General features: G+C 63.1%; 13 protein-coding genes. 10 read left to right on the forward strand and 3 right to left on the reverse strand.

What is annotated here, in order from left to right; translation table 11 throughout:
• Nucleotides 1–49 precede the first annotated feature (49 nt).
• Both VGD45_RS29000 and VGD45_RS29005 read left to right on the forward strand, forming a co-directional pair.
• Nucleotides 50–1,060 (forward strand): glycosyltransferase, encoded by a 1,011-nt coding sequence (locus VGD45_RS29000; protein ID WP_331158889.1) that lies wholly within the window; start codon nucleotides 50–52, stop codon nucleotides 1,058–1,060.
• A 39-nt stretch (nucleotides 1,061–1,099) separates the two neighbouring features.
• The gene (locus VGD45_RS29005; protein WP_331158890.1) at nucleotides 1,100–3,073 is read left to right on the forward strand and encodes a capsule assembly Wzi family protein; all 1,974 of its coding nucleotides are present in this window, start codon (nucleotides 1,100–1,102) and stop codon (nucleotides 3,071–3,073) included.
• Nucleotides 3,074–3,088: 15 nt separating this feature from the next.
• On the opposite strand, the gene hemL is transcribed toward VGD45_RS29005, so the two are convergent.
• Nucleotides 3,089–4,357: a glutamate-1-semialdehyde 2,1-aminomutase gene (gene hemL / locus VGD45_RS29010; protein ID WP_331158891.1), complete on the reverse strand. Its 1,269-nt coding sequence runs from the start codon at nucleotides 4,355–4,357 to the stop codon at nucleotides 3,089–3,091.
• Between the two features lie 176 nt (nucleotides 4,358–4,533).
• On the opposite strand from hemL, the gene VGD45_RS29015 reads away from it, so the two are divergent.
• On the forward strand, nucleotides 4,534–4,698 hold the full coding sequence (locus VGD45_RS29015) for a rubredoxin (RefSeq protein WP_116810406.1): 165 nt from the start codon (nucleotides 4,534–4,536) through the stop codon (nucleotides 4,696–4,698).
• A gap of 16 nt (nucleotides 4,699–4,714) precedes the next feature.
• Here VGD45_RS29015 and VGD45_RS29020 read toward each other — a convergent pair whose 3' ends face one another.
• Both VGD45_RS29020 and VGD45_RS29025 read right to left on the reverse strand, forming a co-directional pair.
• Nucleotides 4,715–5,581 (reverse strand): TraB/GumN family protein, encoded by an 867-nt coding sequence (locus VGD45_RS29020; protein ID WP_331158892.1) that lies wholly within the window; start codon nucleotides 5,579–5,581, stop codon nucleotides 4,715–4,717.
• A gap of 102 nt (nucleotides 5,582–5,683) precedes the next feature.
• The gene (locus VGD45_RS29025) at nucleotides 5,684–6,505 is read right to left on the reverse strand and encodes a metallophosphoesterase (RefSeq protein WP_331158893.1); all 822 of its coding nucleotides are present in this window, start codon (nucleotides 6,503–6,505) and stop codon (nucleotides 5,684–5,686) included.
• Between the two features lie 326 nt (nucleotides 6,506–6,831).
• Here VGD45_RS29025 and tkt point away from each other — a divergent pair, with 326 nt between their 5' ends.
• The 7 genes from tkt to VGD45_RS29060 all read left to right on the forward strand — a co-directional run bounded on the left by tkt (nucleotide 6,832) and on the right by VGD45_RS29060 (nucleotide 17,207).
• Nucleotides 6,832–8,835 carry a transketolase gene (tkt, locus tag VGD45_RS29030; protein ID WP_331158894.1) on the forward strand — a complete coding sequence of 668 codons (2,004 nt, stop codon included), beginning with the start codon at nucleotides 6,832–6,834 and terminating at the stop codon, nucleotides 8,833–8,835.
• Nucleotides 8,836–8,855: 20 nt separating this feature from the next.
• Nucleotides 8,856–9,869, forward strand: a complete 1,014-nt coding sequence (gene gap, locus VGD45_RS29035) for a type I glyceraldehyde-3-phosphate dehydrogenase (RefSeq protein WP_331158895.1) — start codon at nucleotides 8,856–8,858, stop codon at nucleotides 9,867–9,869.
• A 2-nt stretch (nucleotides 9,870–9,871) separates the two neighbouring features.
• Entirely contained in the window at nucleotides 9,872–11,059 is a 1,188-nt protein-coding gene (locus VGD45_RS29040; RefSeq protein ID WP_331158896.1) for a phosphoglycerate kinase, read from the forward strand.
• A 15-nt stretch (nucleotides 11,060–11,074) separates the two neighbouring features.
• Nucleotides 11,075–12,508 (forward strand): pyruvate kinase, encoded by a 1,434-nt coding sequence (gene pyk, locus VGD45_RS29045; protein WP_331158897.1) that lies wholly within the window; start codon nucleotides 11,075–11,077, stop codon nucleotides 12,506–12,508.
• 179 nt (nucleotides 12,509–12,687) lie between these two features.
• Nucleotides 12,688–15,096 (forward strand): penicillin acylase family protein, encoded by a 2,409-nt coding sequence (locus VGD45_RS29050; RefSeq protein WP_331158898.1) that lies wholly within the window; start codon nucleotides 12,688–12,690, stop codon nucleotides 15,094–15,096.
• Nucleotides 15,097–15,174: 78 nt separating this feature from the next.
• A complete protein-coding gene (locus VGD45_RS29055; protein ID WP_331158899.1) occupies nucleotides 15,175–16,020 on the forward strand; it encodes a MoxR family ATPase in 846 nt (281 codons plus the stop codon).
• A gap of 11 nt (nucleotides 16,021–16,031) precedes the next feature.
• Nucleotides 16,032–17,207, forward strand: a complete 1,176-nt coding sequence (locus VGD45_RS29060; RefSeq protein WP_331158900.1) for a VWA domain-containing protein — start codon at nucleotides 16,032–16,034, stop codon at nucleotides 17,205–17,207.
• Nucleotides 17,208–17,433: the final 226 nt, after the last annotated feature.

A 17,433-nucleotide genomic window follows, 5' to 3' on the forward strand; every position in this document is an offset into this window, starting at 1 on the left:
AGAATGGCGGCGAGCCCGGCGGGCTGCGTGCAACGAGGTCAGCGAATACGTGCTTAACAGAGCGGCGACTCCTTACAAAATCCGCATCATCGGCAAGGCGAACGGCGTCGGGCTGATGCGAGATATCAAGCTGCTCAGCGATTGTCTGCGCCTGGACGGCCATGACGTGAGCGTGCACGCGATCGATGCCGCGGCGGCCAAGCGGCGCCGCTCGCATCTCCGCCAATGGGGCGTGAAGCTGCAGCTGGGTCGTTCGCGCGCGCCGTCGAGCGACGTGGACCTGAACATCATGCTGGAGCACGTCTGGTCCGAATTCCTGCCGCGGGCCCGCAGCAGCGCCGTCGTGCCCAATCCTGAATGGTTCGATCGCCACGACGTGCGCTTCCTGCCGCACGTCGATCACGTCTGGGCCAAGACCCAGCACGCGGCCGAGATTTTCCGGCGGCTGGGCCGGCACACGCTGTTCCTGAGCTTCGACAGCGAGGATCGCTATCGCCCCGAGGTGCCGCGCGAGCGGCGTTTTTTCCACCTCGCCGGCAAGAGCACCATGAAGGGCACGGATCGCCTGCTGCGCCTCTGGGCGCAACGGCCGGACTGGCCGACGTTGACGGTGATCGGGCATGGCCAGGCGCATGCGCCGGAAATTCGAGCGGCCAACATCGATCGCCGCGAGGGTTATCTCACCGAGGACGAGCTGCTCCAGCAGCAGAACGCCTGCATGTTCCATGTCTGCCCGTCGCTGTCCGAAGGCTGGGGTCATTACATCGTCGAGGCGCTCAGCGTCGGCGCGGTGGTGTTGACGGTGGCGGCTCCGCCGATGAACGAGCTGGTCACGGAAGAGCGCGGACTGCTGATGCCGTACGAACGTGTCGGCGAGCAGCGACTGTCGAGCACTTATTACTTTTGCACGGCCGGGTTGCAGGCCGCGGTCGAGCGGGCCGTAGCGATGAGCGACGAGGAGTGGTCCCGCATGTCGGCCAATGCGCGCCGGTGGTTCGAAAGCAATCGGGGCGACTTTCCGCTTCGAGTGAGATCGGCTCTGCGCGAGTCGGTACAATGAGATTCTCGGAAGGTTACTCGCGCAGGAACAGGTGCAGGTTTGAGCAGTCGTCGAATTGTCCAGGTCACCGTGCTGGTGACCGCCGCGTTGTTGTCCGCCCAGGCGATGGCGCGAGGCCCCAGTCCCTATCTTCCTTTGAATCTTTCCCCCGAGATCGAGCGTCAGATCGATCAGGTGCTGCTGCTGGCGGGCCGGCCCATCGTGCGCCGTCCGATCGCGGCCGCCGTCGTGCTGGACGCACTGCCCGAGGCGTCCAAGCTGGACCCCGCGCTTTGCGACCGCGTTCGCGCCTATCTCGACGCTTACACCGGCCGTTATGGAGTGACGCACGCGGGCGTCGAAGGCGGCGCCACGCGCGATTCAGATAAAACATTGCCGAACCGTCTGGGGATGAGCGCGGGAGACGAATGGGCGGCGTCGGTCGGGGGGCAGTTTCGTATCAGCGACTACATCCAGCTGCAGTTGGGCGGCGTGGCCTATCCTGGCGAAACCATTCCTTCCGGTTCCTGGATCAGCATCGGCACCCAGTACCTGCAACTCGACGTCGGTTATCGCGAGCATTGGTGGTCGCCGATGACCGACAGCACCATGCTCATCGGCACGCAGGCGGAGACCATGCCGAGCGTCACGCTGTCGAACTACGCACCGCTGTTCGGTTTCAATCTCACCTACGAGGCGTTCATCGCCCGCATGGCGCATGTCGACGACATTGCCTTCCAGGATCGCACGACCAGCGGCAATCCGCGGCTGTTCGGCTTGAACCTTGCAATCGAGCCAGTGCCTGGCTGGTCGCTGGGCGCAAGCCGCGTACTGCAGTTCGCCGGCGGCGAGCGCGAGCGCTCGTTTAGCGATCTGCTCAACGCGTTCTTCCGGCCGACGAGCTACGACAACATCAGCGACGACCTGAACACCGACGATCAGTTCGGCAACCAGGTGGCGGCATTGACCAGCAAGTTCGTATTCCCGACGCGGCGGCCGTTCTCGGTGTATTTCGAATATGCCGGCGAAGACGGCTCGCGCGCCGAAGGCTGGCGGCTGGGCAACGTCTCGTTGTCGGCGGGCATCGATATTCCACGGCTGTTCGATCGCTTCGATCTGACTTACGAAGTGTCCGATTGGCAGAACCTCTGGTACGTGAACGGCGTGTATCCGGAGGGCACCTCCAACGACGGTCACCCGATCGGCCATTGGGGCGCCGACGATCGCATCGCGCGCGACGCAGTCGGCGCGCAAAGTCACATGGTGCGCATCGGCTGGGCCGCTCCGTTCGGCGGCCTCTTCGACCTGCGTTATCGCACACTGCAAAACGAGGAATATGGTGTCGGCGACTACGAGCGCGAACATGACATCGCGCTTCGCTATTCGCGCACCTGGAGCGACTTCGTATATGGCGCCGAGGTCAACGTCGGTCGCGACGTCTTCGGCGAGGATTTCAATCGGGTCGTGGCATTCGTGCGCTACGCGCCGGGCGCCAGGAACGAGTTTGCCGGCGGGTTCGAGCCGTTGCCCGAGCAGGCGACGCGACATGTGGACATCTTTGTCGACGCGGGCGTCAACGCCAGTCGCGTGGAGTTCGACCCCTCCAACAAGGGTCTCTCGCCGATCGACAAAACATCCACGGTCGGTCCGCATGTCGGCGTCGGCGTGCGCCGCGCCGTCTCTTCACGCAGCGATCTGGGCGTGCGCGTCGAGATGGACGATATCGACGGCATGACGGCGCTGGGCGTTCGAGCCCTCGACTATCGCTACAATCTCAGCCGCAGATTCTCCGTCGGCGCTTACGCAGGAGCGATGCGCCTGGACGCGCCGACTGCCGCGTACGGCTACTACGGCGGCGTCAACGCGCAGCTTCGCGACGTGATGCCTCGTTTCGATCTCACGCTCGACCTTCGCGCCACGGACAAGATCGCCCGCGACGTTCTGCTGCCGAGCGATCCGCCCGGCAATACCTGGGGCGACGTGATCTATCAGATCTCCAGCGCCAATTTGTATCTGAGCTACCGGTTCAAGTAGCTCGAACCAACCGGTCTACAGCGCCGCGAACACTTTTTTCGCGGCGGCGATCGTCGCGTCGATGTCGGCGGCCGTATGGGCCGCTGACACGAAACCTGCTTCGAATGCCGAGGGCGCGAGATAGATGCCTTCGTCCAGCATGCCGTGGAAGAAACGTTTGAAACGCTCCACGTCGCAAGCCATCACTTCGCGGAAGTAACGGACCGGCGTCTTGTCCGTGAAGAACAGACCGAACATGCCGCACACATGGTTGGTGGAGAGCGCAATCCCGGCGAGCTTGGCGGCGTGCTGCAGTCCTTCCATGAGTTGAGTGGTACGCGCGGCGATCTGCTCGTAGAACTGCGGCTGATCGAGCAACTCGAGCGTCGCGAGGCCCGCGGCCATCGCCACCGGATTGCCGGACAGCGTGCCGGCTTGATACACCGGACCGAGCGGCGCGATTTGTTCCATGATGTCGCGGCGTCCGCCGAACGCACCGACCGGCATGCCGCCGCCGACGATCTTGCCGAGCGTGGTCAGGTCGGGACGAATGTTATAAAGCGCCTGCGCGCCGCCGCACGCCACGCGAAAGCCTGTCATCACTTCGTCGAATATCAGCACCGTGCCGTGCTGGTCGCATACCGAGCGCAATGTTTCCAAGAAGCCCGGCACCGGCGGCACGCAATTCATGTTGCCGGCAATGGGCTCGACGATGATGCACGCGATCTCGTCGCCGCTGTCGCTGAAGAGCTGTTGCACCTGGGCGATGTCGTTGTACGCGAGCGTGATGGTCTGCGCGGCGAAGTCCTTAGGCACGCCCGGCGAGGTGGGCACGCCGAAGGTGAGGGCGCCGGAGCCGGCCTTTACCAGCAGCGAATCGGAGTGGCCGTGATAGCAGCCCTCGAACTTCACGATCTTGTCGCGGCCGGTGAAGCCGCGCGCCAGGCGGATGGCGCTCATGGTCGCTTCGGTGCCGGAGCTGACCATGCGCACCAGCTCGATCGACGGCATCATCTCGCAGATACGTTGCGCGACCTGGGTCTCGATGCGCGTAGGCGCGCCGAACGACAGGCCAAGAGCGGCCCGCTCCTGCACGGCGCGAATCACAGTGGGATGCGCGTGGCCCAGGATCATCGGGCCCCACGAACCGACGTAGTCGATGTAACCGCGATCGTCCTGATCGAACACGCGCGCGCCCGCGGCGCGCTCGATGAAAACAGGCTCGCCGCCGACGCCGCGAAAAGCTCGGACGGGAGAGTTCACGCCGCCGGGGATGTAGCGGCTGGCATCGGAAAATAGCGACACGGGGAGCTCCGGAAGCGACTCGAACGCGAAGTGTAAAACATCCGGGGAAGGTGGTGCTGGGCAGGATGCCCGAATGCCGCGAGCGCAGGGCCGCGCAGGAGCGGCCTCGAATCGCCGGCGTCACTTCCCTATAATCCGGCCCCTTGTTTCACTCTCGATCCGGCCGGCGCTGCGAAATGAAAGCCTACATGTGCGTGATCTGCGGTTACGTCTACGAAGAAGAAAAAGGCGATCCCGCATCCGGTATTGCAGCCGGCACGCGCTGGGACGACGTGCCGCTGTCGTGGCGCTGCCCGGACTGTGGCGCGGGCAAAGAAGATTTCGAGATGGTGGAAGTCTGAGCCGGCAGCGTCCGGCTCAATGCTGGACGATTCTATGGCCCTTGCCTTCGAGCAGCTCGATCAGGCTGTCCTTGCCCACCAGGTGCAGCGTTCCGACCACCACCAGATAGTCCTCACGATCGTCGAGCAGCTGCTCGACCTGACTCACCCAGCGGCGATTGCGGTCGGTGGTCAGCGGCCGGTACAGATCCGGATATTGCTCGAACCCTTCCGCCAGCAGATCCGCCAGCGCCTTGCTGTCGCCACGGCGCCAGGCCGATAGCAACTCGTCGATCTCCTCGGCGATCCGGTCCGCGTCGTCGATGCTGTAGAGCAGGAACTCGCGTTGCTGTGGAGCTGGCAGGCCGGCCAGCATGCCGAGCTGCTCGCGCAATGTTTCCAGCCCGTGGATCGGTTTCTTGTCCGCCACGGCGCGCGTGGTGAAGCGTTGCTCGATGCCGGAATCCGGCGCGAGGCCCATTTTCATGAGCTGCAGCTGGACCAGCGTCATGGCCGCGAACCAGGGCTTGAAGCGATTGAGCAGCGCCGGATCGATGCCGACGTCCTGCGCGCGCGTCACCAGCCGTGTGTAGGTGGGTTTGCCGAGCTGCTGTTCGAGCGACTGGCCGGCAGGCAGCATGCCCAACTCGAGCGTGACCTGCTGAGTTTCGGCCGGATCGAGATCGTCCATGTCGATCTCCATCAGCAGCACTTCGGAGTTTTTATAGGCTTCCTCGAGCGCCGCAGGCAATTGTTCGGACTTGCTCAGGAAATGCACCGAGCCGAGCAGATAGACGGTGTTGGTCCGGCCCTTGAGCGACCAGAGACTGTGATGCTGCTGGCCGGCCGCGCTGGCGCCCGCGCTCAACCAGAGCGCGCACAGCGCGACGAGTAGTTTGTTCATTCGTCTTGGTCCCCAGCGGCCAAAGATAGATTCTCGCTTACTTGGGCCACCCGGGTACATGGATGTACCCCGCCGCCGCAGGCGGCGAGCGAGAGGCAAAAGTCACGCCTTTTGCCGACTCGCAACTCGGGCCGTGGCAGGATGCCCGGTCCCGAGTTCATTATCATGCGCGTACGTTTCGAGCCAGCACACTTCGGTGGCGATCGCGCCATCCGGCATCAACTCCAGCATCCGGTAGCCGGGCGGCCGGTCGTCGATGGCGAAGTCGACGCTGCCCGGGACGAATTGCGCGCAGGTGGCCGGCGTGGCCATGAAACGCACGCCATGAATGAAACTGTCGAGCGACTGGTGCACGTGACCCCAGAGCACGCCGCGCACATTCGAATGCTCGCGCACCACGGTCATGAATTCGTCGGCGTCGTACAGCCCGACCTGATCCAGCCACTGACTCCGGATCGCGATGGGGTGATGATGCAAGCAAACCAGCACATGATGGTTGCGGTGAGCGCGCAGCACCTCGCGCAGATATTTCAACTGCTCGCCGCCGACGCGCCCGCCGGCGTCGTTCGCGACCCACGAATCCAGCATGACCACCAGCCAGCGCCCGAACTCCGTGTGGCCGCCGATCTTGAACGGCCCGCCGCGCAGCGCCGCGCGCATGTGATCGGGGAGGTCGTGATTCCCAGAAAGGCACAGCACCGGCACGCGCGAGGCGCCGAACACCTGCCGCACCCAGCGATAGCCCTCCGGCTCGTCCTGCACCAAGTCGCCCGTCAGCAACACTCCGTCGGCGCGCTGGCTCCGACGTTGGGCATCCGCGACAGCTGCTTGCAAGGCCGGCAGGCTCGCGACACCACGCAGGCGGCCGCTCGCCTCACCGAACAAGTGCAGATCGCTGAACTGAATGAGCCTGACCGATTGCATGCGTGCTGACTTCGTCGCGCTACATAATGAGGCAATTTAGCCACAACCATCGTAGCAACGGGGGCGCGGCGAAAAGGTGACCAGTGTCTAATCGCATGGCTCGTAGCGTCGTGCGCCTCGAGTTTTGCGCTTCGTCTCACACAGTCCTGCCATGGCGTCACCTGTCAGTTCCGACTGGCGAAGCGTCGTTTCGTTCCCGGAGGCCGGGGCTCATGACAGCGGTGACTGCCATTTGCATTGCCCCACCTGCCCCCATAGTCCAAAATGCGCGGCTCTTCCGGCGAGCTCGCCGCAAGCCTTCCTAGCACTTTCCGAGATATTTTCTGATGCAGACATCGCACCGCCGGCAGCTCGCCAACGCCATCCGCGCCCTGGCGATGGACGCCGTGCAAAAGGCCAATTCCGGCCATCCAGGCATGCCCATGGGCATGGCGGATATCGCCGAAGTCTTGTGGAACGATCATCTCAAGCACAATCCTGGCAATCCACTGTGGTCGGACCGCGACCGTTTCGTGGTGTCCAACGGCCACGGCTCGATGCTGCTGTACTCGCTGCTGCACCTGACGGGTTATCCGCTGCAGCTCGAAGACCTGCAGAAATTCCGGCAGCTCGGCTCGCACACCGCCGGCCATCCCGAGCACGACACGCACCTCGGCATCGAGACGACCACCGGTCCGCTCGGCCAGGGCCTGGCGAACGCGGTCGGCATGGCGCTCGCGGAAAAGCACCTGGCCAGCACCTTCAACCGGCCCGGGCATGAGATCGTCGACCACCGCACCTGGGTGTTCCTCGGCGACGGCTGCCTCATGGAAGGCGTGTCGCACGAAGCCTGCTCGCTCGCGGGCACGCTGAAGCTCGGTAAGCTGATCGCGTTCTACGACGACAACGGCATTTCCATCGACGGCGAAGTGCACGGCTGGTTCACCGACGACACGCCGAAGCGCTTCGAAGCCTATGGCTGGCACGTGGTGCCCAATGTCGACGGCCACGATCCGGCGGCGATTGAAAAAGCAATCGCCGCCGCGGTGGCGCAGACGGACAAGCCCACTCTGATCTGCTGCAAGACCATCATCGGCTGGGGCTCGCCGAACAAGCAGGGCACCGAAGCCACGCACGGGGCGGCGCTCGGCGCCGACGAGGTGGCCGCGACTCGAAAGCACCTGGGCTGGAACTACGAGCCGTTCGTCATTCCCGATGAGATCCGCTCCGGTTGGAATGCGCGTGACAAAGGCGCGAAGCGCGAAGCCGAGTGGCAAGAGCGCTTCAACTCATACAAGTCGAAGTTTCCTGAGCTCGCGGCGGAGTACGAGCGTCGCCAGGCCGGTGAGTTGCCGAGCAGCTGGGGCGACGTGGTGACGAAGTACGTCGCCGACGTTGCGAAGGAGAGCAAGGCGCTCGCGACCCGGCAGTCCTCGCAGGCTTCGTTGAACGCGTTCGGCCCCGGCCTGCCCGAGTTGCTGGGCGGTTCGGCCGACCTCACCGGTTCGAACAACACGAATCGCAAGGACTCACGCTCGATGTCGGGCGCCGATGCTTCCGGCAACTACATTCATTACGGCGTGCGCGAGTTCGGCATGAGCGCGCTCATGAATGGTATGGCCTTGCACGGCGGCCTGATTCCTTACGGCGGCACGTTCCTGGTGTTCTCCGATTACGCGCGTAACGCCATGCGCATGTCGGCGTTGATGAAGCAGCGGGTCATCTACGTCATGACTCACGATTCCATCGGTCTTGGCGAAGACGGCCCGACGCATCAGCCGGTGGAACATCTGCCCAGCCTGCGCATCATTCCGAACATGACCGTGTGGCGCCCCTGTGACAGCACGGAGACGGCGATCGCATGGGCGGACGCCATCGAACGTCGTAACGGTCCGACCACATTGGCGCTGACTCGCCAGGCATTGCCGCCGCAACCGCGTAGCGAACAGCAAATCGCGAACGTCCGTCGCGGCGGTTACGTGCTGAAGGATTCGGACGGCGCGCCCGAAGTGATCCTGATCGCGACCGGTTCGGAAGTGGCCGTGGCGGTGGAAGCGGCCGGCCTGTTGCAACAGAACGGCAAGCGAGTGCGCGTAGTGTCCATGCCGAGCACCAACGTGTTCGAAGCTCAGGACGAGAGCTATCGTGAGCAGGTGTTGCCGCGTAATGTGGAAGTGCGTGTGGCCATCGAAGCGGCCGCGACGGATACGTGGTACCGCTACGTCGGCCCGCGTGGCGCCATCATCGGCATGACTACGTTCGGCGCGTCCGGCGTGGCCAAGGATTTGTTCAAGCATTTCGGCTTCACGGCGGATAATGTCGTCCGCACCGTGCAGAAGCTGCTGCAGTGATTTCAACGAGGTAACCGTAAATGCCCATCAAAGTTGGTATCAATGGCTACGGCCGCATCGGCCGCAACATCCTGCGCGCGCTGTACGAGGCGAATCGCCAGAGTGAGATTCAAATCGTCGCGCTGAACGACCTCGGCGACGCGCAGACCAACGCTTATCTCACGCGCTATGACACCGTGCATGGCAAGTTCGACGGCGAAGTGAAAGTCGACGGCGACTCGATGGTCGTCAACGGCGATCGCATCAAAGTGCTCGCCGAGCGCGATCCGGCCAAGCTGCCGTGGGGCCAACTGGGCGTCGACTTCGTGTTCGAGTGCACCGGCCTGTTCACCAGCAAAGCGAAGGCGAGCGCCCACTTGCAGGGCGGCGCGAAGAAAGTCGTGATCTCCGCTCCGGGCGAGAAGGACGTGGACGCGACCATCGTCTACGGCGTGAACCACAACACGCTGAAGTCGAGCCACACCGTCATTTCCAACGCTTCGTGCACCACCAACTGCCTGGCGCCGGTGGCCAAGGTGCTCCACGACAAGATCGGCATCGTGTCCGGCGTGATGACGACCATTCATTCGTACACCAACGACCAGGTGCTGACCGACGTGTTCCACAAGGACCTGCGTCGTGCGCGCTCGGCCACTCAGTCGATGATTCCGACCAAGACGGGCGCCGCCGCGGCCGTGGGTCTGGTGCTGCCGGAGTTGAACGGCAAGCTCGACGGCTTCGCGGTGCGCGTGCCGACGATCAACGTGTCGCTGGTGGATCTGAGCTTCGTCGCCAAGCGCGCGACCAGCATCGAAGAGATCAACACGTTGATGAAGGAAGCCGCCAACGGCTCGCTGAAGAACATTCTCGCGTATAGCGACGGCCCGCTGGTGTCGGTGGACTTCAACCACGATCCGGCTTCGAGCACCTACGACGCCACCATGACCAAGGTCATCGAAGGCACGCTGGTGAAGGTGTGCGCGTGGTACGACAACGAGTGGGGCTTCTCCAACCGCATGCTCGACACGACGGTGGCCTGGTCGAAGGCGGGCTAACCATGATTACGACTGGGGCCATCTTGCGGATGGTTGATCTAGACCTGCGCGACAAGCGCGTGCTGATCCGTGAGGATCTGAACGTGCCGGTGCAGGGCGGAGTAGTCACGAGCGACGCGCGCATCCGCGCGTCGCTCCCCACGATCCAGGCGGCGAAAGAGAAGGGCGCGCGCGTGCTCGTCATGTCGCACCTGGGCCGTCCCGAAGAAGGCGTGTACGACGAAGAGTTTTCGCTCGCGCCGGTGGCGCAGCGGTTGTCCGAGTTGCTGGGCTACAAGGTGCGTTTCGAGAAGCACTGGCTGGACGGCGTCGAAGCGGCGCCGGGCGAGGTGGTGCTGCTCGAGAACGTGCGCTTCAACAAGGGCGAGAAAAAGGACAAGGAAGACCTGGCCAAGAAAATGGCCGCGCTGTGCGACGTGTTCGTGATGGACGCGTTCGGCACGGCGCATCGCGCCGAGGCCAGCACTCATGGTGTGGCGAAGTTCGCCAAGGTCGCGTGTGCCGGCCCGCTGTTGATGAACGAACTGGTGGCGCTCGAGACCGCGCTGGAAAAACCCAAGCGGCCGCTGATCGCCATCGTGGCCGGCTCCAAGGTGTCGACCAAGCTCACCGTGCTGGAGAGCCTGCTGTCCAAGGTGGACACGCTGATCGTCGGCGGCGGCATCGCCAACACGTTCATCGCCGCGCAGGGCCTGCCGGTGGGCAAGTCGCTGCACGAGCCGGACATGATCGATATCGCCAAGGGCCTGCTGAACCGCTCCGCCGAGTTGAAGGTGCAGATCCCGCTACCCACCGACGTGGTGGTGGCCAAGGAGTTCTCCGCGAACGCCGAAGCCGACGTGAAGCCGGTGAGCAAGGTGCAGGCCGACGAGATGATCCTGGACATCGGTCCGGACACGGCTGAAAAGTTTGCACGCTCGTTCGCCAACGCCGGCACCATCGTCTGGAACGGCCCGGTGGGCGTGTTCGAGTTCGATCAGTTCGGCGAGGGCACGCGCACTCTGGCGCAGGCCATTGCGAAAGCATCCGCATTTTCCATTGCCGGTGGTGGCGATACGCTAGCCGCCATCGAGAAATATCGTGTAGAAGACGACATTTCCTATATCTCCACCGGCGGCGGCGCCTTCCTGGAATTCCTGGAGGGTAAGAAACTGCCGGCGGTCGCGGTATTGGAAGAGCGCAGTCGCTAACAACACGAGGTTTCAATGCTCCGTCGCACCAAGATCCTGACCACCCTCGGGCCGGCCACCGATAACCCCAAGGTGTTGGCGGAGATGCTGCGCGCCGGCGCCGACGTCGTGCGAGTGAATTTCTCGCACGGCGAGGCGGCGGCGCACGCCAAGCGCGTCCAGATGGTGCGGGAAGTAGCGGAGCAGGTCGGCAAGTGGGTCGCCGTGCTCGGCGACCTGCAGGGCCCAAAAATCCGCATCGATCGCTTCGTCGAGGGCAAGGTGTTCCTGAATGAAGGCGAACCCTTCGTCCTCGACGTCTCGCTGGACTCGAAGTCGGGCACCGCGAAGTCGGTGGGTGTCGCCTACAAGAATTTGCCCAAGGATGTGCGCGCCGGCGACACGCTGCTGCTGAATGACGGCCTGATCGTTCTGGAAGTCACGGATGTCGACGGCCCGCGCATCATGACCAAGGTCGTGGTGGGCGGTGAGCTTTCGGACAACAAGGGCATCAACAAGCAGGGCGGCGGCCTCTCGGCCGGTGCGCTGACCGACAAGGATCGCGAGCACATCAAGCTTGCCGCCGAGTTGGGTGTCGATTACCTCGCCGTCTCGTTCGCCCGCGACGGTCACGATATGGAAGAGGCTCGCCAGTTGTTGCGTGGCGCCGGCGGTCACGGTCACCTGGTTGCGAAGATCGAGCGCAGCGAAGCGCTCGTGAACCTCGACCGCATCATTCAAGCCAGCGATGCCGTGATGGTGGCGCGTGGCGATCTCGGCGTCGAAGTCGGCTACGCCGAGCTGACGGGTCTGCAGAAACACATCATCTCCGCCTGTCGCAAGCGTAATCGCGTGGTGATCACCGCCACGCAGATGATGGAATCGATGATCCACAATCCGGTGCCGACGCGCGCCGAGGTGTCGGATATCGCCAATGCCGTGATGGACGGCACCGACGCGGTGATGCTCTCGGGCGAGAGCGCGGTGGGTAAGTATCCCGTGAAGGCCGTGGCCACCATGGCTCAGGTCATTCTCGGCGCCGAGAAATACGAGTCTTCGCACACGCCGGTCCGCCATCGCACCGAGCACAGCATTTTCGAGAAGACCGACGAAGCCATCGCCATGGCGGTGATGTACACGGCCAATCACCTGAAGGTGAAGGCGATCGTGGCGTTGACCGAGTCGGGCTCCACACCGTTGTGGATGTCGCGTATTCGCGCGGACATTCCGATTTACGCCTTCACGCGTCACGAAGAGACACGGCGCCGGGTCATGCTCTATCGCGGCGTTTATCCGGTGACATTCGATATCACGCACTCCAACGCGCAGCTGCTGTACGCAGACATCTTCAAGCTCATGCTCAAGCAGGGCATGGTGGAGATCGGCGACCGCATCATCCTGACCAAGGGTGAGCTGTCGGGCGTATCGGGCAAGACGAATGCGATGAAGATCCTCGAGGTACGCGTGTAGGAGCCTGTACGAGCAATGTCCATCTACTGCGGCCGCTTCGGATCGGCATCTTGCCACGATCGTTTCGCTTACATAGCTAAAGCTATGCGCGCGAAACGATCGTGGCAATCTGCTCGATCGGAAGCGGTCCTCGTGACGATGCCCATTACTCGTACAGGCTCCTAGCGTCATCAGCAAACATGCGTGTGCTTCGCCCGCTGCGTAGTGTTGCGCTCGCTGTTCTGATCGTTCTCCTGGTCGGGGGGCTGGGCGTCTACTTAGCGTTGCGCGCCAGCCTGCCGCGGCTCGAGGGCAATATCACAGCTCAGGTCTCTGCTCCTGCATCCATCGAGCGCGATGCCGAGGGCACGCCCGTTCTGCGCGCCACCACTCGCGCCGATCTGGCATTTGCCACCGGCTTCGCGCATGCGCAGGACCGATATTTCCAGATGGATCTAATGCGACGTGCAGCCGCTGGTGAAATGGCCGAGTTGCTCGGCGCCGCGGTTCTGGACACCGATCGCAAGCTGCGGGTGCATGGCTTTCGTCGGGTGGCCCGCGAAGTCATAGCGGCGGCGACGCCGAGCGATCGTGCACTGCTCGAAGCGTACGCGGCCGGCGCGAATTTCGCGTTAGCTGAAGCCAGCGCCAAGCCTTGGGAATATCTGCTCCTGGGCGAGCAGCCCGCCGCGTGGCAACCCGAAGATTCGGTGCTGGTCGCGTTCTCGATGTACCTGAATCTGAACGACTCGAGCGGCTCGGACGAGTTGGCGCGTCTGCAGCTCTATGAAGCGCTGCCGCCGACCATGTTTGCTTTCCTCGCGCCGCTGGGCACGGAATGGGATGCGCCCATCGCCGGTGGCACCATTCGATCGGCGACGATTCCATCGGCCGACATTTTCGATCTGCGCACCGGAGCTGCACGGTCGGCTGCTCTATCTGCGCCGCGCACCGACGGCGTGATGGAAGAGAAAACATTCTTCGGCAGCAACAGCTGGGCCGTGGCTGGTTCGCATACGGTCGATAAAGGCGCCTTGCTCGCTAACGACATGCATCTCGGCTTGCGACTGCCGCATGTCTGGTATCGCGCGCGGATGATCGTGGAAGCAGAGGGCAACGCGCGTCGGGATCTGGTGGGCGTGACGTTGCCAGGTTTGCCGGCGCTCATCGTCGGCAGCAACGGTCAGGTGGCCTGGGGCTTCACCAACAGTTACGGAGACTGGACCGATCTGATCATCGTCGAGCGCGACCCGAAGGACGCGTCCCGTTATCTCACGCCCGAGGGCTCGGAGCCTTTCGAGGTTCGACAGGAGATCCTCAACGTCAAAGACGGGGATCCCGAAAAGCTCACGGTCATGACCACGCGCTGGGGACCGATCGTTCGTGAGGACGCTGCGAATCGCCCGCTTGCGCTTGCATGGACCGCACACCACGCGCAGGCGACCAACTTTCGCATGCTCGATCTCGAGACCGCGGACAACGTCGAAGCGGCGTTATCGGCTGCGAATCGCGCCGGCGTTCCAGTGCAGAACTTCCTGGCGGTCGACGCCAGCGGGCGCATCGGCTGGTCGTTGATGGGCCAGGTGCCGGTGCGAGGCAAGTACGATTCGACCATGCCGTATCTGTGGAACACGCCGGGCGCGGGTTGGGTCGGGTGGCGCAAACCAGAGGAATATCCGCGCATCGTGGATCCGACCGCCGGTCGCTTGTGGACTGCGAACGCGCGGACCATCGATGTCGAGTCGTGGTTGTCGTTCATGGGTGATGGCATGTACGACAATGGCGCGCGCGCCGCGCAGATCCGCGACGATCTGCTCGCGCTCGATAGCGCGAACGCCAGGGACATGGCGAACATTCAGCTCGACGATCGGGCTTTGTTTCTAATCCGGTGGCGCGATCTGCTACTCGAATTGCTGAACGAAGATGCGGTGAAAGGGCGGCCTCTGCGCGCCGAAGCTCGCAAATATCTGGAAGACTGGTCGGCGCGGGCGGCCGCCGAAGATGTCGGTTATCGACTCGTGCGAGCGATGCGGTTGCAGATTCGCAAGGATGTATTCGAGTCGCTCACCGCCGTGGCGCGGGTGAAGTTTCCTGAAACAAAGTTTGCTCCGTCGGCGCAGTTCGAAGGTCCGCTATGGCAGTTGGTGACGCGGCGGCCGGTGCACATGCTCGATCCGCGTCATGCGAACTGGGAAGAGGAATTATTGGCGTCCGTCGACGCCGCGATTCAAGGGCTGCTCGAGGAATGCGGCACGTTGGGTCAGTGCACCTGGGGCGCGCAGAACACGCTGGCCATGCGGCATCCCTTGTCGCAGGCGGTGCCGTTCATCGGCCGCTGGCTCGACATGCCGGCGCAACCGCTGGCCGGCGATTCTTTCATGCCACGCGTTCAGGGACCGGCGTTCGGCGCCTCGCAGCGCCTGGTGGTGTCGCCGGGGCGCGAGGCCGAGGGATATTTCCAGATGCCCGGCGGGCCGGTGGATCACCCGCTGTCGCCGTTCTACGGAGCAGGCCATGAGGCGTGGGCGCACGGCGAGCCGCGCCCGCTGCTGCCGGGAGAACCGCGACACATCCTCAAACTGCTGCCCGGCGCGGCGGCCAGGCAGTAATTCATTTAGAAACGTCCGGCTCCGATGGTATGGTGTGACTGCAGTATTCAGGGTCACGCGCGTCATTTCGGAGAGTTCATGTCACGTTTTGCCGGCACCGATAACTACGTCGCCACTGAAGATTTGATGATGGCCGTCAACGCGGCCGTGGTGCTCGGCCGTCCGCTGCTGGTCAAGGGCGAGCCGGGCACGGGCAAGACGCAGCTGGCCGAAGAAGTGGCGCGCTCGTTGCAGCGGCCTTTGTATCGCTGGCATATCAAGTCGACCACCAAGGCGCAGCAGGGCCTGTATGAATACGACGCGGTGTCACGCCTGCGCGATTCGCAACTCGGCGAGGCGAAGGTGCACGATATCGGCAACTACATCGTCAAAGGCCGCTTGTGGGAAGCCTTCGAAAGCGACGTGCAGCCGGTGCTGCTGGTGGACGAGATCGACAAGGCCGACATCGAATTTCCCAACGATCTGTTGCACGAGCTGGATCGCATGGAGTTCTACGTGTACGAGACGCGCCAGTGGATCAAGGCGCGTCACCGGCCCATCATTATCATCACCAGCAACAACGAGAAGGAGTTGCCGGACGCGTTCCTGCGGCGTTGTTTCTTCCATTACATCCGTTTCCCCGATGCAACGACCATGGAGCGCATCGTCGGCGTGCACTATCCGACCTTGAAAAAGGAACTGCTGTCGGAGGCGCTGACGGCGTTCTTCAAGGTGCGCGAGATGCCGGGGCTGAAGAAGAAGCCGTCCACGTCCGAGTTGCTGGATTGGATCAAGTTGCTCGTGGCCGAAGACATTCCGCCCGAGGCGCTGCGTAGCGACGATCCGAAGAAATCGATTCCGCCATTGTATGGCGCGCTGCTGAAGAATGAGCAGGATGTGCACCTGTTCGAGCAGCTGGTGTTCTTGAATCGTCGCGGCCGCTGAGCGATCGAGCCATGCTGGTGCCGTTCTTTTTCAAGCTGCGCGAGGGCGGGGTGCCGGTGTCCATCACCGAGTTCCTGTCGCTGTTGCAGGCATTGCAGGCGCGCGTGGCCGGCGCGAGTGCGGAGGATTTTTATTATCTGTCCCGCGCCTGTCTGGTGAAGGACGAGCGGCACTTCGACCGTTTCGATCGCGCGTTCGCGGCGCACTTCAAGGGCGCCGAGGATTTGTTCGAGGCCATGATGAAGAGCATTCCAGAGGAATGGCTCAAGCGCATGGGCGAGCGCGTTTTGTCCGAACAGGAGAAGGCGCAGATCAAGGCGCTGGGCGGTTGGGACAAGCTCATCGAGACTTTGAAACAACGCCTGGCCGAGCAGAAGGAGCGGCACCAGGGCGGCAACAAATGGATCGGCACCGGCGGCACGTCGCCGTTCGGCGCTTACGGGTACAACCCGGAAGGCATTCGCATCGGGCAGGACGAGTCGCGCAACAAGAGCGCGGTCAAAGTCTGGGATCAGCGTGACTTCAAGAATCTCGACGACACGGTCGAGATCGGCACGCGCAACATCAAGATCGCGTTACGCAAGCTGCGCAAGTTCGCCCGCGAGGGCGCGGCGGAGCATCTGGACCTGGATGGCACCATCGATTCGACGGCGCGCAATGCGGGGCTGCTCGATTTGAAGTTCGTGCCCGAGCGGCACAATGCAATCAAGGTCCTGCTGTTCCTCGATGTCGGTGGCTCGATGGATTATCACGTGCGCGTCTGCGAGGAGCTGTTCTCTGCGGCGCGTTCGGAGTTCAAGCACCTGGAATATTTCTACTTCCACAATTTCGTGTACGAGAGTGTGTGGAAGGACAACCGCCGCCGCCATGCGGAGAAGATTCCGACCATGGAAGTGATGCGAACCTACGGCCACGACTACAAACTCATCGTGGTCGGCGACGCGACCATGAGCCCCTACGAAATCGTGCAGCCGGGCGGCAGCATCGAACACTGGAACGAAGAAGCTGGCTCCGTCTGGATGCAACGCTTGACCCGCACCTGGCCCCACCACGTCTGGCTGAACCCCGAACCGGAACAGCGCTGGGACTACACCCCCTCTGTTCAGCTCACCCGCGAGCTGCTGGAAAACCGAATGTTCCCTCTGACCCTCGGCGGGCTGGAACAAGCGATCAAAGCGCTGCACTGAGCGGGCTGAAGCAGACCCTCACCGCGTCCCGTTGGGAGACGGGGAATATGATTTTTATTTTTCCCCCACGGGGCGGAAGAAATCGCAGACGATGGCACCGTCAGCTGAAATGCCGCTGCTGAATCGGTTGCTTCAGAGTGGCACTCGGCCGCGCAGAGCCAGGCCCGTGGTAATTTGAAACGGCGACGGATTTCAGAGTGGTAGCTTGAAACGATCGCGGATTTCA

Origin of the sequence: Steroidobacter sp. (genome assembly GCF_036402275.1) — a bacterium.
GTDB lineage: Bacteria > Pseudomonadota > Gammaproteobacteria > Steroidobacterales > Steroidobacteraceae > Steroidobacter.